Source organism: Arthrobacter sp. D3-18, from assembly GCF_054408525.1.
Window position 1 is genome coordinate 291,326 of sequence record NZ_CP096439.1, and the last position, 25,314, is coordinate 316,639.

Here is a 25,314-nt window from a genome sequence, read left to right on the forward strand (position 1 = left end):
TTTCGTCGGACCGCTGGAGTACAGTTGTTTATCGAACATAGTTTCGAATAAAAGATGTGTTGTGGGCGTGATAGTTGGCCCCCGTGTGATAGATGCGGGACTGTCCTTAGTACGGTGCTGGTGGCACCGGTAGCGGTGGCGGCCGGCTATCCCTCGCCGGCTCAGGATTACTTTGACCGTCGGATCGATCTCAACGCGCACCTGGTCAAGGACGTGACCAGCACGTTCATCGTCCGGGTCACCGGCCAGTCCATGGAGCAGGCCGGCATCAGCGAAGGGGATGAGCTGGTCGTGAAGCGGGCGCTGGAACCTAAGGACGGTTCCGTGGTCGTCGCGGTCCTTGATGGTGAGTTGACGATCAAGCGGCTCAGGATTACGCCATCAGGTGTAGTCCTGCAGGCCGACAACCCACGGTTTCCGGACATTGAGGTTCCGGCGCTGGCCGAACTCTCGGTGTGGGGCGTTGTTGAGCGGTGTTTGCATTATGTCTAAGCCCGCGGTGATGCGCCGGATGCAGGAGATCGCGCACGTGGACGTGAACTGTTTTTATGCCTCAGCCGAGCGGGCGTTCAATCCTTCACTGGAGGGCAAGCCCGTCATTGTGCTCTCCAACAATGACGGCTGCGCGGTGACCCGCTCCCCCGAAGCAAAACGCCTGGGTATCGCCATGGGCGATCCGTGGTTCAAGCGCCGGCCCTGGGCCAAAGAATGGGGTCTCGTGGCCCTGTCGAGCAACTACGAGTTGTACGGGGACATCTCCGGCCGGGTAATGGAGTTGCTGGGCCGCTACTCGGCCTGGCTGGAGGTCTACTCCATCGATGAGGCGTTCCTGGGCGTCAAAGGTGAACCGGACGAGCTGCTGGCCCTGGGCCGGGAGATGAAGGCCGCGTGCCGGCGGAACGTCGGCGTGCCGGTCTGCGTCGGGATCGCTCCGACTACCGGTACTGCCGCCTATTCGAGAGTGACTTATTCATCGAATTTTCCTTGGGGCGTCCACCACTTGACCGGTGTTCAAGGTGGCAGATGTTGTAGCAGTGGGCCCTGACCAGGCGAAAGCGCTGCATGCGCGGTATGCCAAGCGTGCGCGGCCCTTCGGGCTCACATTGGAGGAACTAAATTTCAAGCATTTCCCCATGCACAACGGGCATCCAGGGATCCCAGTGAAAGCGTGGTTGCGGTTTCCGAATTGCGCGGAGCTGGTTGATGGCGAGGTGTTCGCCTGGACAGCGAAGGCGGCGGAGGTGACGTGGAAGGACGGGCCTTACACCTATCGGACGTGGGTATGGGCGTCGGCGGTGACCCGACGCAAAGAAGTAGCAGGTAGGAATTTGGGAGAGCGGGTAAGAAATGACAGCAACAACGAGTGAAGTAACGAGCATAGGAACACCGGTCGGTGTGCGGTTCAGTCCCATGGGAGCGCCGTTGGCAGTCCGCCACGATGGGCGGATTTGGGTCGTCGTCGAAGATTCAGTGCATTGGTTCGCCAGGGATTCTTGGTGGGGAACACGTCGCACCGCCCCTGTCGGCATCGGAAATCTAGTGGATATTGAGTATTGGAGAGTACAGGTGAAGCCCTCGGCCAACGCTGCCCTCCGCACCTTCACACTCCGTCTCGAACCACTGGCAGAGCAATGGGTTCTGGAAACGATCAGCTAAGCCCTCTAGACGGTTTCACGTGCAGATGGGCCATGGCGAGGAGGGAACTAATGATGGCGGTAGGCTGAACGTCGTGCTGCACCTATTCCTGGATACCTCGACGTGGTTGGACCTCTCCAAGCGCAGGGATGGACAACGATGGATTGTGGCTCTACGCGTGTTGGTCCATCAAGGACAGCTCGAACTGCTGGTCCCCAAAGTCGTGATCGACGAGTTCGAGCGAAACAGAGATCGAGTCGAGGCTTCCATGACCGCCAGTGTTGCCCAACGGTTCAAACTCATCAAGCAGGACATCGACGATTTTGGTGGGACGGACAGCACAGAAGCACTCACCATCGTCGAGGACCTTGCTCGCCATGTGCCCCTCATCGGCGCGATGACAACACGCAACTTTGACGATGTACTGGAACTGCTGAGTGCAGGGCGAGTTTTGCAGCCAACGGATGAAAACCACCGGGCGGTAACAGAGCGCGGGCTCTCCAAGCGGGCACCGTTCCACAAGTCAAAGAACAGCGTTGCTGACGCGCTGCTCATCGAGCTATACGCGACGGCCGCCGGCGAAAATTGCGCTGAAGAAGAGCACTACGCCTTCATCACTTCAAACAGCGAAGACTTCTCCTTACCCAACGCAGACAGGCGAAAACCGCACGAGGACATCGCGATCTTCTTCGATGGCCAAACGTCCGTTTACGGCCTCGGTGTTGACGGTCTCGACAGTGTCCTCCGAGAGCGATTTGGCACTGATATCGAGGAACTGTTCGACGAATCGGACTTCGAGGAAGAACCACGACGTTTGGACGCAATTCTTCGCGAAGAGCAGATGCTCTTCGACCGCATTTGGTACCACCGGTCAAAACAGAGTGAGTACCGCTTACGCGACGAAGGGGACGCGGGCGAACTGCAACGGGAACTTGCCATCGCAGGACCTGGCCGTAAGCGCGTCGAACACGTTTATACGGGCCCGGGAGAACTTGGCCCCTACACAGATTTTGAGCTGGGTATGCTCAACGGCAAACTTTCCGCCCTGCGATGGGTCTTGGGCAGCGAATGGGACTTCCTAGACACCTGACTCGTCGGATCCGTCGTGGGGGTTCCACCCCAGCTTCACGGAGATTGCTTCGGCTTCCCGTTGAAGGGGTACCAGAAAACGGGATAGGTTTCGGGTATTGAGTCGGTTCGACGGCGCAGCTACTGTTAAGGACGCCTGGACGCTTCCGCTGTAGTTCCGCAACGCCACCGAGAGGCTGGACAGGCCCACTTCCCTCTCTTCCCAGCATGTGGCGTAGCCCCGTCGGGCAATCTTTCCCAGCTCTTCCCGCAGCGTCTCGTCGTCTGTGATGGTGTTGGACGTATATGCCTTCAGCCCTCGACTGATGTAGCCATGGACATAGTCCTCTGCCTGGTTGGCGAGCAGGACCTTGCCGGAGGCCGTGGCGTGCAGGGATGAGCGGCGGCCGCTGTTAGCGACCATGCCGAACGTGCTGCTGGTCTGCCCGCGGTCCAAGTACAGGACGTTGTCGTCGTCCAGGATGCCGAGCAGGACCGCGGCATTGGTTTCGGTTGCCAGCCGGTCCAGGTGAAAGCGCGAGAGCTTGGTGAGTTCAATCGACCTCACCACAGCACTTCCCAATTCATATATGCCCCAACTGAGTTGGTAGCGCGCGTCCGCGTCCTTGGAGACGAGCCCTTCCACTTCGAGAGTTTTCAACAGGTTGTAGGTCGCCGGCTTACTCAATTCGACCCGGCGTGCCAGATCACTGAGTGACGTGGGACGGGAGAAACGTCCCAGCGCCTTCAGAAGGTGCGCGGCACGCGCGACGGACTGCACTGTGCGTGGCGGCCTAGCCGGCGAATCAACTGACCCGGGCACGGGCTGAGGCAAGACTGTTTCTCCCATGCAAACAAGTATGCGGCTAATCACAAGCGTTAGCAAGCGCTGAATGGTATTTGCTATTGGCTATTGCTTGGGGCGGGCCGAACTGGCTACCTTCGAATCAACCCCAAATGTGAGCTGAATCGCCAAAACAGGCGCAGACCTAGGGACGGCGAAGTCCCGGCACTCCAATCAAAAGGAAATCTCATGAGCACGCAGAAGATTGCCAGCGTGGGCAACCTGAAGGACGGAAATGAGCGCCCGTCGAACACCCCCGAATCGGTCAATCCCCGCAAGAACGCCGTAGTTCGGATCTTGAAGCAGGGGGCCATCGGATGGGTCCTCCTGGCTTTGTGCGTGGTGGCCTACATCGCCACCCCGTACTTCCTCACCGTTGACAACCTGATCATCGTCGCCCGGCAGACGGCTTTGGTTGGCGTGGTGGCGGTGGGAATGACCTTCGTCATCCTGACTGCAGGCATCGATCTGTCCGTCGGCGCTGTTGTCGGCCTCACGGCAGTGTCCGTTTCGTATTGCCTGGCCAACGGCTACGGCATCGCTGCCGCTCTCGCCGCCGGCGCCGTGGTTGGCCTGCTCGTCGGTGTACTCAACGGTGTGGGCGTAAACCTGGCGAAAGTTCCGCCGTTCATCATGACGTTGGGGATGATGACCATGGCCCGTGGCATCGCGTTGACGCTATCGAACGGAAAGCCGATCGGCGTCGGCGCTGAAGCCGAGGCCTTCTCTTGGATCGGGGCCGGCGACGTTCTGGGAATTCCTGTTCCCGTCCTGATCTTTGCAGTGGTCGCCGCTGTCGCGGCGTTCGTTCTGCGCTACACCTCCTTCGGCCGCGCCGTCTACGCCGTTGGTGACAACCGCGAAGCTGCCCGCCTGTCCGGTATCAGGGTCAAGCGCACCCTCTTCATCGTCTACGTCATAGCAGGTCTCTTGGCAGCGCTCACCGGCATCATCTACGTCAGCCGGTTGACCGTGGGCGAGCCGACCGCCGGCATGAGCCTGGAACTGGACGCCATCGCCATCGTCGTTATCGGAGGCACGAGCCTCTTCGGCGGCCAGGGAAAGATCTCCGGCACCATCATCGGCGCCGCCATCGTCACTGTCCTGTCCAACCTTTTGGACCTGCTGGCCGTCTCTTCCTTCACCCAGCAGATCATCAAGGGCGTCATCGTCATCGCCGCAGTCATTCTCGAACGCATCCAGAACCGCCACAGCAACGACTAACACCCCACCCCGCCCCGCACTTACTCAAACAGGGAGAACACCATGTTCCGCAACAAGAAGAGCCGCGCAGCGGTCGCCATCGTCGGCGCCCTCCTGGTCGCCTCAACCGCCGCAGCCTGCAACCGCGGAGAAGCCGGCGCCGCTGGCGGCAAGACCGTGATCGGATTCTCGCAGGCAACCATGAACCACCCGCTCCGCGTGGCCATGGTCGACGGAAACGTCGCCTACGCCAAGGAGCACTACGCCGACGTGGAGGTTAAGGTCTCCGACGGCCAGAACAGCGCACCCACACAGGTCGCCAACATGGAGTCGCTGATCGCTCAGCACCCGAAGGCCATCATCCTTTCCCCTGTCACCTCCGACGCCCTGACGTCTGTGGCCAAGAAGGCCATGGATGCCGGCATTCCGGTCCTGACGGTCGACCGGCAGGTCAACACGCCCGTGACGTCGCACATCGGCGGCGACAACAAGGCCATTGCCGTCTCCGTCGGTGAATTCCTCGGCGAAAAGCTTGGTGGCAAGGGCAACATCATCGAGATCCAGGGAACCTCCGGCGCCTCGGCAACGACCGAACGCAACAGTGGCTTTGCTGACGCGATCTCCAAGTTCCCCGGCCTGAAGATCGTCGCCTCCACCGACGGTGATTACCAGCGCAACAACGCCACCAAATTCATCGAAAACAACATCCAGCGCTTCAAGTCCGGCGAAGTCACCGCCGTCTACGCCCACAACGACGAAATGGCACTCGGCGCCCGCCTGGCCCTCGAGCAGGCCGGCGTCGCCGACAAGGTCACCATCGTCAGCATCGACGGACAAAACGAAGCCATCCAAGCCGTCGCCGACGGCAAACTCACTGCGACGTTCACCTACCCGTACGGGGTTCCCGAGGCCATCGAAGCCGCCTACAAGGCAGCCAAGGGCGAGACGGTCGAGAAGTCCATCGTGTTGAAGTCGCAGCGCATCGATCAGGACAACGCCAAGGACTTCATCGGCAAGGGCTTCTAGCCTTCACCCTGGCCCCCGGGCCTGACCGCACCTTCATCGGCAACTCATCCACCGGAGCATCACAATGAACACAGAACCAGACAACAGCCCCGCAGCTGCCCCAGCAGCGCCCAAAGGGACTCCGCTGTTGAAGATGGACAAGATCGGCAAGCACTTCGCCGGAGTCATTGCCCTTGACGGGGTGAGTCTGGAAATCGGCACCGGCGAATGCCATGCACTCGTTGGCGAAAACGGGGCCGGGAAATCCACCCTCATGAAGGTCCTGTCAGGCGCTTACACCGCCGACGCGGGCACCGTCAGCATCGACGGTGCCCGCGTCGAAACCGGCAACCCCCGGCGTATGGCCGACCTGGGCATCGCGGTGATCTACCAGGAACTGACCCTGGCACCCCACCTGAGCGTCGCCGAGAACGTCTTTCTTGGGCGGATGCCGCGAACGAAGCTCGGCATTGTCGACTGGGCCAGTGCACGCAGGCAAACCCGGGAAGCCCTGAACCGGCTGGGCGTCACTATCGGCGTCGATGTGCTGGCAGCCGATTTGAGCATCGCCCAGCAGCAGATGGTCGAAATCGCCAAAGCCCTGACCCAGAACGCGCGGCTGCTTGTCCTTGACGAACCTTCGGCGGTCCTGGGCGACACCGAGATAGCCATGCTGTTCGACATCATGCGGTCTTTGAAGTCCGAAGGCATCTCCTTCATTTACATTTCACACCGGATGAAGGAGATCTTCGAGATCGCCGACAACGTCACGGTGTTGCGCGACGGCCGGACCATCGCAACCCAGCCCGTCGCTGACATCACCGCAGACGGGCTAGTTAGCCAGATGGTGGGCCGGGAGCTGAGCAACGTTTATCCGCCACGGGACCGGGATCCCAAGGGCGTTGTTTTGAAGGTACAGAACCTCAACGGCGGCCCACTGGTCAAGGATGTCAGCTTCGAACTCCGGGCCGGGGAAATTGTCGGTATCGCCGGCCTGGCAGGTGCCGGGCGTACGGAAATCCTCCGGCTCATCTCCGGCGCAGACCGCAGGGCGTCAGGCACCGTGGAGCTGTTCGGCAAGCCCGTTGACTTTGCAAATCCCCGCCAGGCAGTTGACGCCGGAATCGGCCTGCTGCCCGAAGACCGCAAAGGCCAGGGCCTGTTCCTCAGCCACTCAGTCGCGTTCAACATCTCGGCCGCGGACCTTTCCAAGTACTCCACGGCGGGGGTCCTTAACCTGGGCTCTGAGAAGCAGAAGGCCAACGAACTGATCAAGAGCCTGCGCATCAGGACCCCCGACGCCGCGTTCACCGTACGGAACCTGTCGGGCGGCAACCAGCAAAAGTGCGTCCTGGGCCGGTGGCTCGCCGCCGGATGTTCGGTGCTGCTGGCCGACGAACCAACCCGTGGCGTGGACGTCGGGGCCAAGCAGGACATGTACCGGCTGCTCAACGAGTTCGCCCAGGAGGGCCTCGCCGTCCTGTTCGTCTCCTCGGAACTGCCCGAAGTCCTCGGATTGGCCGACCGGATTCTGGTCATCCGGGACGGGGAAGTTTCCGCAGAGCTTGACGGTAAGACCGCAACGGAGGAATCCATCATGCGCCACGCCACCGACCACGGCGCCGCTGTCGGTCTCTGAGAGCACCAGCACAGAGCCAGAAAGGCACTTCACCCATGAGCACCCCGACGCAGGCGACAAAGCCAAGTCTCGACCTTGACGCCACCTTCGCCACGGCGCAGGAACAGGTCAAGAACCTCATCACCAACCACCCCGACAAGATCCCGGTCTACACCGAGAACGGACAGTGGCACTTCGACGACGATGCCTGGGCCCCGGGGTGGACCTCTGGATTCCTGACCGGCCTGATTTGGATCTTCGCCGAACGGACCGGGGACCCCTGGTGGCGCGAACAGGCTGAAAAGTACAGCCTTCTGGTCGAACCCAGGAAACACGACGACGGCACCCATGACGTGGGGTTCCTCATGACTCCCAGCTGGGGACGATGGCACGAACTCGCCCCGTCGGAAAAGACCAAGGACGTGCTGGTCACCGCCGGCCGGACTCTGGCCAAGAGCTACAACCCGGCCGGAAAGTACCTGAAGACCTGGGTCGATGACGGCAGTTCCTTCATTGACATCATGATGAACGTCGGCATCATCTTCCAGGCCGGCGCCCTCTCCGGCGACGAAATCCTGACCAACATCGCAGCCGAGCACTCCCTGACCTCGCGCCGCTATCTGGTGCGCGGCGACTCAAGCACCATCCATGAGGGATGGTTCAACCCCAAAACCGGCGAATTCCTGCGGGCCGAAACCCACCAGGGCTATCGTGCCGACTCCTGCTGGGTCCGCGGACTAACCTGGGCGATCTACGGCTTCGGCACCGCTTACGAGTGGACCGGAGACACCAGGTTCCTGGACACCGCACGCCACTGCGCGGACTACTACATCGAACGCACCGGCGACCGGATCATCCCGCCGAACGACTTCGATGACCCGCACCCGGAACTGCAGTTCGAAGCCTCCGCGGCCAGCATCGCCTCCTCGGCCCTGCTGCAGCTCGCGGAGCTCCTGCACGCCCACGGTCAGGGCATCGACGCTGAACCCTACGAGAACTACGCACGCCGCACCCTAGCCCGGCTGAGCACCCCGGAGTTCCTCGGCCGCGCCGAGGAAGGCTGGGAAGGCGTCATCAAGCAAGCCACCTACCACCGCGGCAACAACTTGGGCGTCAACGAAAGCGTCATGTGGGGCGACTATTACTTCGTCGAGGCCCTGCACAAGCTCTCAAAACTCACCAACGAAACCAACAGGTAAACCCGATGAGCTCCAACCACCCCACCACTGCCACCGACGTCCATGACAGCCCCCGGGTCACCCCCACCGATCGACGCCGCGCCGCTTGGGCTGGGTTCGTGGGCACCATGCTCGAGAACTTCGACATGGTCGTCTACAGCATCGGCTCTGCGGTCATCTTCAACACGCTGTTCTTCCCCAACTTCGACCCGGCCATCGGCTTTATCGCCAGCTTCGCGACCTACGCCGTCGGTTTCGGCGCCCGACCCCTGGGCGGGCTGTTCTTCTCCCGCTACGGTGACCGGCTGGGCCGCAAGTTCGTCATGGTGGCCACGTTGAGCCTCATGGGCACCGCGACCTTCGCGATCGGCCTGCTGCCCACCTACGGGCAGGCCGGGGTCCTCGCCCCGGTGCTGCTGGTCCTCTGCCGCTTCGTCCAGGGCTTCGGGGCCGGCGCCGAAATGGCCAGCGGCGTGGTGCTGCTGACAGAATATGCCCGCAAGGGACGGCGCGGGGCCATGGTGTCACTGGTGTGGGTCGGCGCGGCCGTTGGTTCCGTTGCCGGGGCACTGGTGTGGCTGCTGGTGCAGTTGCTTCCCAAAGCCGAGCTCGAAGGCTACGGCTGGCGTCTGGTGTTCCTCTCCAGCATCGCCGTCACCATCGCCGCGTACGTCATCCGCCGGCGGATGAAGGAGTCCCCGGTCTTCCGAGAGCTCAAAGCCGAACGCCTGGAAGCGTCCTCACCAGTCCGGGACGTCCTGAAAAACGGCCGCAAACCCCTAACCCGGGTCTTCTTCATTAACGTCGGAGGCCACGCACACTCCTACATCTACCAAGTCTTCATCGGCGCCTACCTCATCTCCACCGTCCACATGCCCACAACACTGGTGCCCCAAATGCTGCTCCTGGGCGGGATCGTCGCCATCCCCGCGGCCTACCTGGCCGGCCGGGCCTCGGATAAGTGGGGCCGCAAACCGGTGAACCTGGCCATCTTGAGCGTGCTGTTCCTGTTCTCCTTCCCGGCGTTCTGGCTGGCCGGCACGGGCAACGTGTGGCTGATCGGGGCCGTGTACGTCGTCGGATTCGCGTTCGCCGTCGAAGGCGCCATCGCCGCTCAGTCCGCCATGTTCGCCGAACTGTTCGGCGCCCGCTACCGCTACGCCGGTGTGGCCCTGGCCCGGGAATTCTCTGCGATCTTCGGCGGCGGCATCGCCCCCATGATCTGCTCCGCGCTGCTGGCATGGGCCACCGGATCCTACTGGCCGGTCGCCGTGTACATGATGATCGTCGTCACCGTATCCATCATCCAGTCGCTGCGCACACCCGAAACGGCGGACCGGGACCTGACCTCGGTCCAAGACGCGGACTAGAACACCCACCACCTGAAGGAGAGCCATGGACAAGACGCTGCACACCGGATCAAAAGGCCCTTTCCTCCCGGGATCCGACCACCCGAAACTGCGTGCTGCCGCGATCGACGTCGATGGCACCTTGCTGGACTCCGGCCATCAGCTGTCCGGGGAAACCATTGCCGCAGTGACGAAGGCCCAACAAGCGGGCTTGCAGATCATCCTCGCCTCCTCCCGGGCACCACGGGCGATGTGGCCGATCCTGGCCGCGACCACCCTGACCGAACCGGCCACGTTCGTTGCCTCCCAAGGCGCGCTCGTGGGCCAGTACTCGGCAGCGGGGACGCTCAGACGTCTGCGCCAGCACCTCATACCGCTGGACGACGCCCACCACATCCTCCGACTGGCTATGTCCCTGGGGCTGCCAACCAACTGGTTCAGCGGCGAAAAATGGCTCGTCTCCGAAATCGACGGCCACATCCGCCGGGAAGCGGACATCGTCGGTTTCAATCCCTTCCTGGCCTCACTGGCCTCCGAAACGGAAGGCCCGGACAAGCTGATGTTCATGACCGGTCCGCAGGAGACGGACAAACTCGAACAACTCGCGGCCATGCTGCCCATCACCGTTCAGGCTCAAATATCGAACCCTACCTACCTGGAAATCACCCGGGCAGGTGTCGATAAAGCAGCAGCCATACACACCATCTGCCACGGTATGGGACTCCGCGCCGAAGAAGTCGTCGCGTTCGGGGACGGCCCCAACGATCTGGGCCTCTTCGCCTACGCCGGGCTCAGCATCGCTCCCGCCAACGCCCGGGTCCAGGTCCTGGAAGCTGCGACCTTCCACACCGCCAGCAACGATGACCACGGCGTTGCCCAGGCCCTCATGGCCATTCTGGAACACAACGAAAGAACAACCTCATGAAAACGCTCCTCGCAGAACACCGCCTCCGCCCCTCAGCGGCACTCCTGGACTGCCCCGTCATCGCCGTGCTGCGGGCCTGTCACGCCCGGGACTACGTCCCCGTCGTTGCCGCCCTGGGTGAAGCGGGCATCCGTTCCATTGAACTGACCCTGAGCACGCCCGGAACCCTGGAAACTTTCGAGGCACTGCGGGCAGCGACCGACGATGCCGTCGAAATCGGCGTCGGAACAGTCACCTCTACCGTCCAAACCATCGCCGCTATCGAGGCCGGAGCCGACTTCCTGGTCACCCCCGTCACCGATACAGCCATCGTTGAAGCAGCCGTCGCGGCCAAGATCCCGATCTACCCCGGCGGCCTGACCCCCACCGAGCTGCACGCCGGATGGGCAGCCGGGGCGACAGCGGTGAAAGTCTTCCCGGCAGCAACGGTCGGCCCGGGCTACATCAGCCAGCTTCAAGGACCCTTCCCGGGCATTCAGGTCGTTCCGTCCGGGGGCATCGGCATCGATGACATCGGCTCCTGGATGAAAGCCGGCGCGGTAGCGGTCAGCCTTGGCGGGCCACTGATCGGCGACGCCTTTAAAGGCGGCAGCCTCGCCGCACTTAAGGATCGCGCCCGCACGGCGGTACAGGCCGCACTGGAAAACCAGGTGAAGCCATGAGCGGCCGTGTCGTGACCTTCGGTGAAGTGATGGCCCTGGTCCGCAGCACCAAGCCCGGCATGATTGCCCTGACCCGCGACGCGCAACTGGGCATCGGCGGCGCAGAAGGCAACTTCGCTGTCGCCCTGAAAAGGCTCGGCACCGACGTGAGCTGGATCGGGCGCGTCGGACAGGACAGCTTCGGGCAGATGGTCACCCGCGAATTGAGGGCAGAGGGAATCGACGTCCACGCGATCGTTGACACGGAAGCGCCCACCGGAATGATGGTCAAGGAAAGCCGGACACCGAAAAACACCAGGGTCTCCTACTACCGCCGTGGCTCGGCCGGGTCCCGGCTGAGTGCCGAAGACCTGCCCGCCGGCAGCTTCCAGGGCGCTGCGTTGCTGCACGTCACGGGGATCACCCCGGCTCTGTCGGCCTCGGCCCGGGCCGCGACCCTGTACGCGGTCGAAAGCGCACGCGCGGCCGGGTTGACGGTGTCCTTGGACCTGAACTTCCGTTCCCAGCTGTGGTCCGGTCAGGACGCAGCGCACTTCTACCGCAGGATCCTGCCATTGGTGGACATCGTTTTCGCTGGCGACGACGAAGCAGCCCTGATCGTCGGCACCAACCCGGGCCCCACAGCACTGGCCTCGGCCTTGGCGGATCTGGGACCCACCGAAGTAGTCATCAAGCTCGGGGACCAGGGCTGCTATGCCCTGGTCGATGGGGCCGGGCACCTGCAGGACGCCATCCCCGTCTCCGTGGTCGACACCGTCGGCGCGGGCGATGGCTTCGTCGCCGGCTACATCGCCGAGTACCTGCGGGGTGAGCCGGTTCGGAAACGGCTGCTCACGGCCGTGACGGTGGGTGCGTTCGCGTGCATGGTTCCCGGTGACTGGGAAGGGATGCCGTTCAGGTCCGAACTGGACCTGCTCGGGGCGAAGGAACCTGTCAGCCGCTAGCCGATCATTGCTCCGCCGGAGCGCCCAGTGCCCGGGATACCCGGGCGGCGGCGGCGAGCAACAGATCCACCAGGCCCGGCCCGGTAGCGTGGTTTACGCGCTGGGCCGGGCCTGCGACGGCCATGGCCGCACATACGTTCCCGGTGTAGTCCCGCACGGGCACCGCGACCGAACACAACCCCAGCTCCTCTTCTTCCCAGCATGTGGAATACCCGTTCAGACGCACCGCCGCCAACGCCTGCCCCAGCTCCCGCGGGTCAATCAACGTCGCCTGCGTCCGCGGCACCAAGGGCTGGACCAGGAAATCTGAAATGAACTGCTCCGGCTGATAGGCCAGCAGCACCTTGCCCGATGCGTTGGTGTGCAAAGGGGATCGCCGGCCCATGTTGGCCACCATCGCAAACGATTCAACCGCCTGCCCGCGATCCAGGTACAGCACCGAATCGCCGTCCAGAATGGACAACAGCACCGCTTCCCCGGTCAGCTCCGCCAAATCATCGAGGTGAACGCGGGCCACCCGGGTCAGGTCCACCGACCGGATGACCGAGCTGCCCAGCTCGTACAAACCCCAATCCAGCTGATACGCGGCCTCAGCAGTCTTGCTGACAAACCCTTCCAGCTCCAGGGTCCTGAGCATGTGGAACGTCGAGGGCTTGCTCAGCCCCACCGCGGCGGCCAGCTCACCCAAGGTCATTGCCCGGCTCTGCGCCGCGAGGGTCTTCAGCAGACCAATGGCCCGCGAGACGGACTGGACCACGCGAGGACCCTCCGCCGCTTCGGCAGCAGGAGTGGTTTCTGTTTTCGGTATCGACATGGCTCGGCCCTTCCTATCCCTGATCCGATACTACACACGCTCATTTGGTAATGGCTAACATTATTTCGCTGTGGCTATTGATGGTGGAGTTCGGTGCTCATACATTGGTTAGGTCAGGCGGTGAGCAGTGTCACGTCACCCCACCAAGCACCAAGTTGAACGGAACATGGATCAATGAAATTCTGCAGCGCAGCAGAGGCAGCGGAACTAATACCTGATGGTGCCACAGTTATGGTGGACGGTTCCGGTGGCGGGGTCAACGAGCCCACCGCGATCCTGGCGGCCATCGAGGCCCGGTTCCTGGATCAGGGAGCACCCCGAAACCTGTCCGTCTATCACGTCTCGGGAATGGGATCGGGCAATGGTGACGGCATCGACCGTTTCGCCCATCCCGGCATGACCACCCGCGTCATCGGCGGTCACTGGGCTTGGTCACGGCGCATGCAGGAGATGGCCGCCGACAACCTCATCCAGGCCTACTGCCTGCCGCAGGGCACCTTGTCTCATCTGCTGCGTGAAGCGGCCGGGCACCGGCCGGGCGTGATCAGCCGCGTTGGGATCAACACTTTCGTGGACCCCCGGATCTCCGGTGGCAGGCTCAATGCCGCTGCCCTGGATCCGGTCAACGAAATCATCACTCTCGCCGGGCAGGAATGGATCTTCACCCCCGTTGTACCCATCGATGTGGCCATCATCCGTGGAACCACCGCTGATGAACACGGGAACATCACGATGGAAGGCGAAGGACTGCTCGCGGAGATCCTGTCCGCCGCCCAGGCAGCAAAGAACAACGGCGGCATCGTCATCGCCCAGGTCCGCGACCAGGTCCCGTTCGGGCAGATCACCCCGCAATCGGTGCAGGTTCCCGGCGTCCTGATCGACGCGGTCGTCGTCGACCCGACGCAGCGGCTCTCGCACGCAACCGGCGAAGACCCCTACCTCGAGGGCCGGGAACGACTGGAGAACATCACCATCGACCCGATGGCGTTGGGCGTGCGCAAGGTCATCGCCCGCCGCGCGGCCGCCGAGCTGCACTCCGGTGACGTCGTCAACCTTGGCTTCGGGATGCCGGACGGTGTCGCTGCGGTCCTGGCCGAGGAAGGCCAGTCCGAAGACGTTGTCTTCACCGTCGAACAAGGCCATGTTGGCGGGGTGCCGGCCGGCGGAACTGATTTCGGTTTGGCCCGCAACGCTGAATCGAGCATCAACGCCGGAGCCCAGTTCGACTGGTACGACGGCGGCGGCATCGACACCGCGGTGCTCAGCTTCGCCGAAGTCGACGCCGCAGGCAATGTCAACGTCAGCCGCTTCGGTCGCCGCGCCCCCGGCATCGGCGGCTTCGTCAACATCTCCCAAGGCACCCACCGAGTGGTCTTCGTCGGAACGTTCATCGCCAAGGGCGACTACGAACTCGATGGAACCGGAACGATCGGCCTGCCGCCGACCGGCAAGCCCAAGTTCGTCAACAAGGTCGAACAAATCAGCTTCTCCGGCATCAACGCCGTCGAAACCGGCCAGGAAGTCTACTTCGTCAGCGAACGCGCCGTCTTCAAGCTCGGTCCCGAGGGGCCGGTCCTGATCGAGATCGCCCCCGGCATCGACCTGGAAAAGGACGTGCTGTCCCAGATGGGCTTCACCCCGGCCATCGCCCCGGGCCTGCGCGTTATGGACCCCGCACTGTTCCGGACTGAACCGATGAACCTGGCCCTCCCCGCCCAGGACCCGCAGCTAGTGAAAGCACAGGCATGACTACACTCACCGACACCGTCCTGCTCACCGAACAACACGACGCTGTCCTCATCGCCACCCTGAACCGCCCCGCCAAGGGCAACTCGCTGAGCACCGAGCTGATCGACGCTCTGGGCGCCCTCGCCGCCGAGCTGCGAAGCCCGACCCACGAAGGGACCAAAGCGGTCATCCTCACCGGCGCCGGTCAGAAGGCCTTCAGCGCAGGTGCTGACATTAATACCCTGGTCGGGCTCGACGCGGCCGCGGCAGAGGCACAGATGCTGCACGGCCAAAAGGTCTTCGACGAACTCGAAGACCTCCCCCAGGCCGTCATTGCAGCCATTGACGGGGTGGCCTTCGGGGGCGGACTGGAATTGGCGATGGCCTGCGACCTGCGCGTCGCTTCCCCCACTTCCCGGCTCGGGCAACCCGAGATCACCCTTGCCAACCTTCCCGGCTGGGGCGGCACTCAGCGCTTGCCTCGCCTGATCGGACAAGGCCGGGCCCTGGAAATGATCCTGACCGGCGAGCCGATGTCCGCGAGCCGTGCCCTGGAAATCGGGCTCCTGAACGCCGTCTCGGAAGACCCCGTGGCAGCTGCGCATAACCTTGCCGCCAGAATCACCCGCCACTCCGGCACCGCCGTCAGCGCAGCGAAACAGGCCATCTACGCAGGCGAACGCGAAGGCATCACTGAAGGCCTCCGACGTGAAGCCTTCCTCGTGGGCCAGTGCTGCGAAAGTCCCGAGCAACGCGAAGCCGTCCAAAAATTCCTCAACCGTAAAAAATCCAACTAACCCTGCAAGGAAGCACCGACATGAGCCAGCACTTCTCCTCCCCGCCCCGCCTCATCCTCGGCGAAGGAGCCTTGGAACAACTCAGCAACGAACTGCCGCAGCTAGGCACCAAAGTTCTCATCGTCACCGACCCCGGCATCGTAGCCGCCGGCATCCTCGAGATTGTCACGGGCGTCCTGAACGACAGCGGCCTCGAAATCGCCGTCTTCTCCGACGTTGTGGGCAACCCGGACGTTTCCACCGTCGAAGCAGCCGACAAGGCCCGCTCCAACAGCGGCGCCGACATTCTCGTCGCCATCGGCGGCGGCTCCAGCATGGACGTGGCCAAGGCCGTGGCCGTGGTGGCCACCAACGGCGGCACGATCGCCGACTACGAAGGTGTCGACAAGTTCACCAGCACCCCGCTTCCGGTGATCGCTGTTCCCACCACCGTGGGCAGCGGCAGTGAAGTGACCAAGGGCGCGGTCATCACCAACGCGGCCACGCACGTGAAAATGGTGATCGTCTCTGACCTGATGTTCGCCAAGATCGCGCTGCTGGACCGCCGCGTCGTCGCCGGCCTGCCCGGCCGCATCGCCGCGACCACCGGCATGGACGCCCTCACCCACGCCATCGAAGCCTACGTCGCCAAAGGCGCCAACCCGGTCACGGATGCGATCAACATCGGCGCGATCGAACTCATCGGACAGAACCTTGTGGCCGCTTCCAAGGGCGACGAAGACGCCCTGTACCAGATGCTCGTAGCCTCCTCCATGGCCGGCATCGGCTTCCACGACGCCGGACTCGGCGCCGTCCACGCCCTGGCCAACACCCTCGGCGCGCACTTCGGGGTCCACCACGGAACCGCCAACGCACTGTTCCTTCCTTACGTCATGGACTTCAACGTCTCTTCCGCCCCGGCCCGGTTCGCCCGCATCGCCCGCGCCCTCGGCGTGGACACCACCGGAATGGACGACGAGCAGGCATCCCTGGCCGCCGCGGCCGCCGTCCACCAGCTCGCCGCCGACACCGGCGTTCCCCGGAAACTCTCCGAGGTCGGCGTCAGCGAAGATGCGATCGAAACCCTCGCCAAGGATGCCCTCGTGCAAGCCGACCTGCCCGGCAACCCCCGTGAAGCGTCCCTTGAGGATCTCATCGACCTCTACCGCAAAGCCCTCTAAGCAGAAAGGAAGGTTGAACCCAATGACGAACACACTCACCGAGCCCCGCCTCATCGGCCACTTCATCCAAGGCAGCACCGTCCAGGAAACCCACGACGAACTCCTTGACCGCCGCGCCCCCGGAACCGACGAGGTCGTCAGCCGCGTACTCCGCGGCTCCGGACACGATGTAGACCAGGCCGTCCAAGCCGCACGGACGGCCTTCGACACCGGCACCTGGCAGCACGCCCCCGGTATGGAACGCTACAAACTCCTGAACCGGGTCGCCGACCTCATCGACCAGAACGCCGCCCGCCTTGCCCAGTTGGACGCCGAAGAATCCGGCAAGCCCATCGTCCTGGCAGAAGGGGACATCGCCGGCGCCGCCGGGCTCTGGCGCTATGCGGCCAGCCTTGCGCTGAACATCCAGGGCAAGTCGTTCACCAGCAACGGCCCGGACTTCACCGGTCTGGTCCTGCGCGAGCCCATCGGCGTCACCGGACTAATCATTCCGTGGAACTTCCCCGCCCTGATCCTGAGCCAGAAACTGCCGTTCGCCCTGGCCGCCGGTTGCACCGCTGTGGTCAAGCCCTCCGAGTTCACCTCCAGTTCCGCCCTGGAAATCGCCCGCCTCACCGCTGAAGCAGGATTCCCCGAAGGCGTCGTGAACGTCGTCGTCGGCGACGGATCCACCGGCGGCGCGATCTCCGAACACCGCGACGTGGACCTGGTCTCCTTCACCGGTTCCACCGCGACAGGGCGCAAAGTCGTCGCCGCCTCGGCAGGTAACATGAAAAAGCTCTCCCTCGAACTCGGCGGCAAGGCAGCAAACATCGTCTTCAACGACGCCGACCTCGAAGACGCCGCCGCCGGTGTCGTTTTCGGCGTGAACTTCAACAACGGCGAATGCTGCGTCTCCCAGCCCCGCCTGCTGGTCCAGGAAGACGTCGCCGATCAATTCATCGCCGAGGTCGCCAAGCGGACCGCCCAGCTGAAGGTCGGCCAACCCCTGGACCGCGCCTCGGACGTCGGTGCGCTCATCCACGCCGGCCACCTGGACCACGTCTCCTCCTTCGTCGAAGGCGCATCACAGCACGGCGGGGAAGTCATCGTCGGCGGCGAACGGCTCACCGGCGGCGAATACGGCAACGGCCAGTTCATCGCCCCGACCATCATCGCCAACGTCACCGCCCAGGCCCCGGCCTTCCAGGACGAAATCTTCGGACCCGTGTTGACCGTGACCAAGTTCAAGACCCAGGCAGAGGCCATCGCACTGGCCAACAGCGTTGAATACGGCCTGGCCAACAGCGTCTGGAGCAAGAACACCGACACGCTGCTGGAGACCGCGAAAGCGCTCCAAAGCGGAACGGTCTACGCCAACACCACCATCGACGGCATCCCGCAGATGCCCTTCGGCGGGTACAAGGCAAGCGGCGTTGGCAGGGAAATGGGCGAAGCGGGCTTTGAGGAGTTCACCGAGCTGAAGTCCGTCAACATCCGCACGGGCAAACGCGCAGGAACCTTCCCCATCCCCGCCAGCCTCGCTGGCGGTGCCTCGGTCCCGCAGATGACTCCGCGCGACTGACCCCACACCGCGGCAGCCGCCTTTCTGGCACTGAGAGGTGGCTGCCGCTATTTGCCCTCGAACCCCATCTGAGCGAACCAAGGAACCGATGTGAACCGTGCCTGGCCTCCGGGAATGACCCCCTTACGCACCACCCGCCGGAGCAACGGCCCTGGAGTCCTGTTCGACCTGGATGGGACCCTCGTGGATCCGGCCGGTGGAATCACGGTCGGCATAGCCCACGCATTGACAGCCGCCGGAATGGACCCGCCCGACGAAGCAACGCTCCGTGCCATGGTCGGCCCGAAACTCGCCGATGCCCTGCTGACCCACACCACAGCACGACCCGAACAAATACCGGGCATCATCGCTTCCTACCGCCAGTGGTATGCCACGACCGGGATGGCCATGGGCGCGGTCTACCCCGGCATCACAGACCTGCTCGATGCCCTCGTCGACGCAGGAATCACGCTCGGCGTGGCCACACAAAAGCCCCGAACCATTGCCCGCACCATCCTTCAAACCCATGGCATCGAGGCCTACTTCGATGTCGTAGCAGGCGCTCCTGACGAAGAGGCCCTCATGCCCGGGGAACAGGGATACACCCCGGGCAAGACCGAAATCATCGCCGAGGCCCTCGCTGCCCTGAAACCCGCCACCGCTGTCATGGTGGGCGACCGCGCCCAGGACGTCGAGGGTGCCCGTGCGAACGACATCGCCTGTCTCGGCGCAGGCTGGGGCTACGCGAGCCCAGGTGAGCTTACCGAAGCCGGCGCCGCCCTCGTGGTGGCTGACCCGAAGGACGTAACCCCCGGCGTGCTGCTGAGCCTTGCCGCGAACCTGCAGGCAGCCCCACAGCAGCGCTAAGCGCGCCGACAACAGAACCTCCGACGACGCGCCGTGGGTCAGAGCCAGTCCCCTGACTCACGGCGCACTCTTGGTTGCCCAAAACCTCCGGGATCTGCGGCCGACTACGCCGGTCACCCGGCCCGAAGACCCAGCCGTCATTTGTTGATGGATAACGCTATTTGGTGAAAGCTATTGAAAGCATGCCTTGGGATGACTGAAAGTGGTCCACGTCACCCTTCCCCTTCACGAGAGTTTGGCGACCGCATGGACCACACGTCAGTGATCAGATTCGGCATTCTGGGCAACGCCGCCGTTTACCAGAAGGCACTGCGCCCGGCCTTTGAAAGGTCGGCCGTGGCAGTTCTAGCCGCCGTCGGATCCTCCAAAGCATCCGGAGCGGCCCACCCACTCCCCACAGACGGCGTCCCCGCCATCACGGAGTACACCGGCGAGGGCGCCTACCAGGCCGTGATCGATGACCCAAACGTCGACGCCGTCTACATTCCCCTGCCTAACCACCTCCACAAGGAATGGACCCTGAAGGCCGCAGCAGCCGGCAAGCACGTCCTGTGCGAAAAACCTCTCGGCGTCACCGCAGCCGACGCCTACGACATGATCCGGGCCTGCCAGGAAAACGGCGTCCACCTCATGGAGGCCTTCATGTACCGGTACAACCCCCAGCACCACCGGGCACGCCAGATCGCCGCCTCCGGTGAGATCGGCGATCTGCGCCTGGTCCGGGTGGGGTTCTCCGTTCCACTGCCCAGTCCGGAATCCAACGTCCGGTTCCAGGACTACCCCGGGGCCGGGGCCCTGCACGATGTCGGCAGCTACGGGATCAACGTCTCCCGTTGGATGTTCGGCACCGAACCCACCCGGGCGCACGCCCTCACCGCGAACCTGCCAGGTACCGGCGCTGACATCCTGCACACGATCAGCCTCGAATTCCCCGACGGAAAAATGGCAACGATCAGCGGCGGACTGGGACAGGCCTACCGCAGCTTCTACGAACTCGTCGGCACTACCGGCCGCATCGAAGTCGAACGGCCCTTCGCCACACCCCCGTTCGTCGAATCCGACGGCCCACTCAGGCTCAAAGTCGACACCGGAGAGAGCACCCGCGAGGAACTATTCGACGACGAAAGCCAGTACGACATCCAAATCGAAGCCTTCTGCAGCCTCATCAACGGCCACCCCGAGCAGGCCTACAGCCCGGAGGACTCGCAAAGGAACATGCACGTCCTGGACGCCTGCGCGGCCTCGGCGCAATCAGGCGCCACGGAACTGGTCCACGGCAGCGAAGTCGGCGTCCTCCGATGACCGGCACCGTGAACATCGCCGTGGTCGGGCTCAACTTCGGCGCCTCCTTCGTTCCGAGCTACAAGCACCACCCACAAGTGGGCGAAGTAACCATCTGCGACTTCAACCAGCATCTGGTCTCCCAGGTCGGTGAGCGGTGGGATATCACCAAACGTGCCCATTCACTTCAGTCGGTCCTCGATGACCCGGACATCAATGCCGTTCACCTCCTGACCAACATCACCGGCCATGCAGACCAGGCTGTCGCGGTCCTGGAAGCCGGGAAACACTGCGCCGTCGCGGTGCCCATGGCCCTGACGATGGAGGACGTGGCGAGGATTGTTGCCGCCCAGGAGAAATCCCGAAAGGTCTACATGCTCGCCGAGACCGTCATCTTCACCAGGAATTTCCTCTACGTCCAGCAGCTCCTGAAAACCGGCCAGATGGGCAACATCCAGTTCATGCGCGGCGCCCATTACCAGGACGTGGACGGCTGGCCGTCCTACTGGAAAGGAATGCCGCCGATGTACTACGCAACCCACGCCCTGGCCCCGGCGTTCGCCGCAACCGGGTCCCGCGCCAAACGCGTGGTGTGCTTCGGGTCCGGAAAAATGCGCGAGCAACTCCATGAGCCCTACGGCAACCCCCACCCCATGCAGACAGCCCTGTTCCAAATGGAGGACGGAACCCTCGCCGAGGTCACCCGGACCCTCTTCCACAATCCCCGCGGCTACACCGAAGCATTCACCATCGGAGGGGACAACATCACGTTCGAAACCGGGCAGCTCGATGCCGACCGGCCGGTCATGTGGAGATACAAAGACGACGGCGTGTTCGACCCGGACATGAAGCTGACGACCTACACCACCATGGGCCGGGAAGTGACCGAGGAACGCATCGACCCGCCCGACCAGCTGCACCTCATCCCCGAACCAATCCACAAGTACACCCGCTCGCACACGGTGACGAGCCTGCGTGACCCCGAGGACGTGTTCGAGTACACCACCATCGGCGGTTTCCACCCCCATCTCGTCCACGAATTCATCAACGCAGCGGCAGGACAGCGCACACCGGAGTTCGACATCTACCGGGCAGCCGACCTCACCGCCGCATGCCTCGCCGCCCACGACTCAGCCATGGCCGACGGCAGCGACACCGTAATCCGCGAATTCCTACCCATCAGCTAGACCCCGCACACACCACTTTCGGCCCCCAACAAACGCTCAACGAGGAGTAAAACCATGTCCGTACGCACTCTCAAATGGAAAGCCGCCATCGCCCTAACTGGGGTCCTTCTTAGCTCCACCGCTCTGACGGCATGCAACCGGGACACCGGAGCGGCAGCCGCCGGCCAAAGCGGCGGCGGAGAACGAATGATCATCGGCTTTTCCCAAGGCACCATGAACCACCCGTGGCGCGTGGCCATGGTGGACCAGAACGTCGCCTACGCCAAGGAGAACCTGAGCAAAGTCGATGTGAAGGTCACCGACGGCCAGAACAGCGCCTCAACCCAGGCAAGCAACATCGAAGCTCTCATCGCCCAGCACCCCAAGGCCATCATCCTTTCCCCCCTTACAGCAGATGCGCTGACTCCGGTGGCCAAGAAGGCCATGGACGCAGGCATTCCCGTGATCACCTTGGACCGTGAAGTGAACACCCCCGTGACCACCCACATCGGCGCCGACAACAAACAGATCGCCGAAGAAGCAGGCAAGTTCATGGGTGAAAAGCTCGGCGGCAAGGGCAACATCATCGAGATCCAGGGAACCGCCGGCGCCTCGGCAACCATCGACCGGAACAGCGGCTTTGCTGACGCGATCTCCAAGTTCCCCGGCCTGAAGATCGTCGCCTCCACCGACGGTGATTACCAGCGCAACAACGCCACCAAATTCATCGAAAACAACATCCAGCGCTTCAAGTCCGGCGAAGTCACCGCCGTCTACGCCCACAACGACGAAATGGCACTCGGCGCCCGCCTGGCCCTCGAGCAGGCCGGCGTCGCCGACAAGGTCACCATCGTCAGCATCGACGGACAAAACGAAGCCATCCAAGCCGTCGCCGACGGCAAACTGGCCGCCACGTTCACATACCCATACTGCGCGCCCGAAGGCATCAAGGCAGCCTACGATGCGGCGACTGGCAAGACCCTGGACAAGAAGATCGTCCTGAAATCCGTCAAGATCGACGCAGAAAATGCCAAGGAATACATCGGCAAGGGCTTCTGACAGCAGGCCTCTCAGCAAAAGGGTGGGCGCCGACGCGGTAGTGTCGGCCCCCACCCTTTCTTGCGGCAGCACGACAAGAATCTGAGTTACCGCGTACCCGGCTGGTCTGCCCCGCAGGTGTTCCCTTCCGTAGCTGCCTACGATGGGTCGGCATCGTATGCTGTGGCCGGGTTGGCCCCTATTCGGCAAGCCGGATTCGCGGATAGTCGACCCAGTCGCGGCTGCTGAGAGCCGACCAACGTGTTGCCGTGTGGATGGAAATTCCCAGAAGGGAAGCAAGCACTGCAGGTGGAATGTCACGGGCGAGGTTGATCATGGCGGTGCTGCGCCCCGCACGTGAGTTGATACCGCGACGTCTGAGCGGCTCGGTCATTGCCGCAGTTGTCAGGTGACGTCCTGGTTTGCGTCCTGCGAAGAGCCAGATATGCTCCCCGGTTGACGCGCGCCGTGCGCTGTCCAGGAGTTGCCGTACGAGAGACGTCATTGCTTCAGGTAATTCGATCGGATCTGAGCCAAGGCTAATTCGGATGGTGTCGCTGTCGATGTCCAGGTCATCTAACTGGATTGTGACGACACGGGTTGCCGTAATCCCGTACAAAAGCATCAGCAGTCCGCCCACACGGGCGGCGAAGCCGAGATCGTCCGCGTTCAAGAGATACTTCACCCATTCCCAGCGCTGGTCCTCCGACACTGCAGTGACGCCGGGGCTGCGTTGTGGCAAGTACTCACTGCGCAGCCGGGTGAGTCCCTGGTTCCTTGCCCATCGAATGAACGGTGTCAGAGCGGCACGCCCTCGCCGGTGTGTCACAACGTAGTTATCGAACAAGCGTTGTGGGGTTGATTCAAGGCTCAGTCCCAGACTGTCGAGGTGCTGGAGGAACTCGGTGACAGCAATCAGGTGTGCCTTTGACTGCCGATAACGGCTGCTTTCGTCGGTCTTACTGAGATGGGCTTCATTGGAGAACTGAGGATTCACGGCCCACGCTGCGTAGCGCTGCAGGAGCGATCTCTCGTCAGGTTTTGCGAGCGAGGCAAAGAACTGTCTCTGCCACACTTCAAGCCGGACTCGATCGAAGTTGTCCACGGGTACTACTCCTGCCTCCATGAGGAGGGCGGCGAAGTATCCTGTGGCTCTGGCATTGGGAAGTTCAGCCACAGCGCGAAGGGAAATAGCGGTGTTTCCTGTGGCCATGGCCTTTACAACAACGGCCATAGGGCTGCGGAGTACCCAAGTAAGGATTGTTTGGGCGTTCCCGTCCTCGTGCAGCAGGTATGTCTCGAGCGGCTTGAGCTTCGGATGGGGCTGGCCGTTCTGGTCCGTAATCAGGCCGCGGACTTTGTCTGGAAGTAGGCATTTGGCGCAGTAGACACCGTGCAGCTTCTGCTGGTCGCCCCCGCAACCATGACAACAGCCGGACTTTCCTACGCCGGCGCATTCACCGCAGATCGGCCCGTCCTCGCTCACGTGCGGCGAGATTCGCACCTCATGGCAACTCGAGCACGCCCGCGGTCTGCGGTTCAGGCGTAGGTAGCACCTCATACACACGGCTCTGCCGTCGGCTCTGCTGGCAGCAGGCCGATTCTCTGCACAAACCACACACGTCACAGGTGGTGCTGTGTAGCAGCGCCGGCATACAGGCCCAGCGAGATTTCGCGCCTCAGGAGTTTCGGCCATGCCGCAGGCGATGCAGGTCTCCTTGCTGCGGGGATCCCCGCGGAAACAGACACGGCAGTAGGGATTCCCTGCCAGCAGGCGGTAGCCGCCGGGTCGTTTCTGGCCGCACCCGCTGCAGTCAGGGTTCCTGGCGTTGCGGCTGCATCGATCACAATGCTTGCCTCCCTGGCCGTCCCTATGTCTCAGCTGCTTCGTCAGCCCGCAGGACGAACATTTGGGCAGCTGAAAGAGGAAGTGGCCTTGCCTCCGCAGGTCACGAATGAGCCGTCGTGTTGTTGGCAAAGCGTCGGAATGACCGGAAACAAGCACGTCCGGTTTGGCGCTAAGTTCACGAGCAAGCCTGACCAGGGCTTTGGGGCCACCGGCTTGTTGCGCAGAAGCGGTGATGACGGAAGCTGGAAGATCCGGCATAACGTCCTGGCATGCACGAATGATCTCCACAAGGCTTTCCGCACCGCCTGGGGCGGGCTCGATCATGCTCCAGTTAGCGGTGGTCGGGGTTTGTGAATGCGGGCAGGCTTAGGTCGCAGCTGACCCAGAGAGCCGCGAGTCTGCTCAACCGGGGCGGTCTTCTCCTCGACTATCCGAACCTCGATCAGATCCGACGGCGTGCATCCCAACGCGGCGCACACTGCACCAATAACGTGCAGATTGGCTCGTTCCGGTGTTTGAGTGACGAGCCGGAAAACCTGTTCCCGGGACAGGTGTACCCCGTACTGCTCCAGAAGGGGAATAAGTTCTGTCGTCTTAAAGAGACCATGTTCGGCCATGATCCTACGGAGATGCCAAACCG

21 protein-coding genes and 2 pseudogenes are annotated in these 25,314 nt (G+C 63.0%); 19 read left to right on the top strand and 4 right to left on the bottom strand.

Translation table 11 applies throughout. From position 1 onward, the window contains the following. Window positions 1-61: 61 nt before the first annotated feature. The 3 genes and pseudogenes from M1D89_RS01330 (at window position 62) to M1D89_RS01340 (ending at window position 2,725) form a co-directional block, all read left to right on the top strand. Window positions 62-492, top strand: a pseudogene (locus tag M1D89_RS01330) (LexA family protein). Further along, window positions 485-937, top strand: a pseudogene (locus M1D89_RS01335) (Y-family DNA polymerase); the annotation flags it as partial. The pseudogenes M1D89_RS01330 and M1D89_RS01335, both read left to right, overlap by 8 nt. A 792-nt stretch (window positions 938-1,729) precedes the next feature. Further along, complete coding sequence (locus tag M1D89_RS01340) at window positions 1,730-2,725, top strand: PIN domain-containing protein (protein ID WP_159736757.1); 996 nt, start codon at window positions 1,730-1,732, stop codon at window positions 2,723-2,725. Here M1D89_RS01340 and M1D89_RS01345 read toward each other — a convergent pair. Then, window positions 2,714-3,553 carry an IclR family transcriptional regulator gene (locus M1D89_RS01345; protein WP_498643360.1) on the bottom strand — a complete coding sequence of 280 codons (840 nt, stop codon included), beginning with the start codon at window positions 3,551-3,553 and terminating at the stop codon, window positions 2,714-2,716. The two genes, M1D89_RS01340 and M1D89_RS01345, sit on opposite strands and share 12 nt — an antisense overlap. Before the next feature lie 183 nt (window positions 3,554-3,736). On the opposite strand from M1D89_RS01345, the gene M1D89_RS01350 reads away from it, so the two are divergent. From M1D89_RS01350 to M1D89_RS01385, 8 genes are all read left to right on the top strand, one after another. Then, on the top strand, window positions 3,737-4,771 hold the full coding sequence (locus M1D89_RS01350) for an ABC transporter permease (protein ID WP_159736759.1): 1,035 nt from the start codon (window positions 3,737-3,739) through the stop codon (window positions 4,769-4,771). 42 nt (window positions 4,772-4,813) lie between these two features. Next, window positions 4,814-5,776 (top strand): substrate-binding domain-containing protein, encoded by a 963-nt coding sequence (locus tag M1D89_RS01355; protein WP_159736760.1) that lies wholly within the window; start codon window positions 4,814-4,816, stop codon window positions 5,774-5,776. Window positions 5,777-5,840: 64 nt separating this feature from the next. Next, the gene (locus M1D89_RS01360) at window positions 5,841-7,394 is read left to right on the top strand and encodes a sugar ABC transporter ATP-binding protein (RefSeq protein WP_159736761.1); all 1,554 of its coding nucleotides are present in this window, start codon (window positions 5,841-5,843) and stop codon (window positions 7,392-7,394) included. A 35-nt stretch (window positions 7,395-7,429) separates the two neighbouring features. Beyond that, window positions 7,430-8,572: a glycoside hydrolase family protein gene (locus M1D89_RS01365; protein ID WP_498643363.1), complete on the top strand. Its 1,143-nt coding sequence runs from the start codon at window positions 7,430-7,432 to the stop codon at window positions 8,570-8,572. A gap of 5 nt (window positions 8,573-8,577) precedes the next feature. Then, window positions 8,578-9,921, top strand: coding sequence for an MFS transporter (locus M1D89_RS01370; protein ID WP_498643365.1), 1,344 nt, complete (start codon window positions 8,578-8,580; stop codon window positions 9,919-9,921). 25 nt (window positions 9,922-9,946) lie between these two features. Continuing rightward, window positions 9,947-10,825 carry a Cof-type HAD-IIB family hydrolase gene (locus tag M1D89_RS01375; protein WP_498643367.1) on the top strand — a complete coding sequence of 293 codons (879 nt, stop codon included), beginning with the start codon at window positions 9,947-9,949 and terminating at the stop codon, window positions 10,823-10,825. After that, window positions 10,822-11,487 (top strand): bifunctional 4-hydroxy-2-oxoglutarate aldolase/2-dehydro-3-deoxy-phosphogluconate aldolase, encoded by a 666-nt coding sequence (locus tag M1D89_RS01380; protein ID WP_498643369.1) that lies wholly within the window; start codon window positions 10,822-10,824, stop codon window positions 11,485-11,487. The genes M1D89_RS01375 and M1D89_RS01380 overlap by 4 nt, the downstream gene beginning before the upstream one ends. Further along, window positions 11,484-12,431: a sugar kinase gene (locus M1D89_RS01385; protein WP_498643371.1), complete on the top strand. Its 948-nt coding sequence runs from the start codon at window positions 11,484-11,486 to the stop codon at window positions 12,429-12,431. Before M1D89_RS01380 ends, M1D89_RS01385 begins: the two co-directional genes overlap by 4 nt. A 4-nt stretch (window positions 12,432-12,435) precedes the next feature. On the opposite strand, the gene M1D89_RS01390 is transcribed toward M1D89_RS01385, so the two are convergent. After that, window positions 12,436-13,245 carry an IclR family transcriptional regulator gene (locus tag M1D89_RS01390; protein ID WP_498643373.1) on the bottom strand — a complete coding sequence of 270 codons (810 nt, stop codon included), beginning with the start codon at window positions 13,243-13,245 and terminating at the stop codon, window positions 12,436-12,438. Window positions 13,246-13,419: 174 nt separating this feature from the next. Here M1D89_RS01390 and M1D89_RS01395 point away from each other — a divergent pair, with 174 nt between their 5' ends. The 8 genes from M1D89_RS01395 to M1D89_RS01430 all read left to right on the top strand — a co-directional run bounded on the left by M1D89_RS01395 (window position 13,420) and on the right by M1D89_RS01430 (window position 22,846). Continuing rightward, window positions 13,420-14,994 (top strand): acyl CoA:acetate/3-ketoacid CoA transferase, encoded by a 1,575-nt coding sequence (locus M1D89_RS01395; protein WP_498643375.1) that lies wholly within the window; start codon window positions 13,420-13,422, stop codon window positions 14,992-14,994. Then, entirely contained in the window at window positions 14,991-15,770 is a 780-nt protein-coding gene (locus M1D89_RS01400; protein ID WP_498643377.1) for an enoyl-CoA hydratase/isomerase family protein, read from the top strand. Before M1D89_RS01395 ends, M1D89_RS01400 begins: the two co-directional genes overlap by 4 nt. A 20-nt stretch (window positions 15,771-15,790) precedes the next feature. Next, window positions 15,791-16,930 (top strand): iron-containing alcohol dehydrogenase family protein, encoded by a 1,140-nt coding sequence (locus tag M1D89_RS01405; RefSeq protein ID WP_498643379.1) that lies wholly within the window; start codon window positions 15,791-15,793, stop codon window positions 16,928-16,930. A 22-nt stretch (window positions 16,931-16,952) separates the two neighbouring features. Next, window positions 16,953-18,494, top strand: a complete 1,542-nt coding sequence (locus M1D89_RS01410) for an aldehyde dehydrogenase family protein (RefSeq protein WP_498643381.1) — start codon at window positions 16,953-16,955, stop codon at window positions 18,492-18,494. 90 nt (window positions 18,495-18,584) lie between these two features. Continuing rightward, on the top strand, window positions 18,585-19,340 hold the full coding sequence (locus M1D89_RS01415; protein WP_498643383.1) for an HAD hydrolase-like protein: 756 nt from the start codon (window positions 18,585-18,587) through the stop codon (window positions 19,338-19,340). A 246-nt stretch (window positions 19,341-19,586) separates the two neighbouring features. Continuing rightward, window positions 19,587-20,642 carry a Gfo/Idh/MocA family protein gene (locus tag M1D89_RS01420; protein WP_498643385.1) on the top strand — a complete coding sequence of 352 codons (1,056 nt, stop codon included), beginning with the start codon at window positions 19,587-19,589 and terminating at the stop codon, window positions 20,640-20,642. Next, on the top strand, window positions 20,639-21,808 hold the full coding sequence (locus M1D89_RS01425) for a Gfo/Idh/MocA family protein (RefSeq protein ID WP_498643387.1): 1,170 nt from the start codon (window positions 20,639-20,641) through the stop codon (window positions 21,806-21,808). Before M1D89_RS01420 ends, M1D89_RS01425 begins: the two co-directional genes overlap by 4 nt. 54 nt (window positions 21,809-21,862) lie before the next feature. Further along, complete coding sequence (locus M1D89_RS01430; RefSeq protein WP_498643389.1) at window positions 21,863-22,846, top strand: substrate-binding domain-containing protein; 984 nt, start codon at window positions 21,863-21,865, stop codon at window positions 22,844-22,846. Between the two features lie 178 nt (window positions 22,847-23,024). Here M1D89_RS01430 and M1D89_RS01435 read toward each other — a convergent pair whose 3' ends face one another. After that, a complete protein-coding gene (locus tag M1D89_RS01435; protein WP_498643391.1) occupies window positions 23,025-24,311 on the bottom strand; it encodes a site-specific integrase in 1,287 nt (428 codons plus the stop codon). A gap of 683 nt (window positions 24,312-24,994) precedes the next feature. Then, window positions 24,995-25,291 (bottom strand): helix-turn-helix domain-containing protein, encoded by a 297-nt coding sequence (locus M1D89_RS01440; RefSeq protein WP_498643928.1) that lies wholly within the window; start codon window positions 25,289-25,291, stop codon window positions 24,995-24,997. Between the last annotated feature and the right edge of the window lie 23 nt (window positions 25,292-25,314).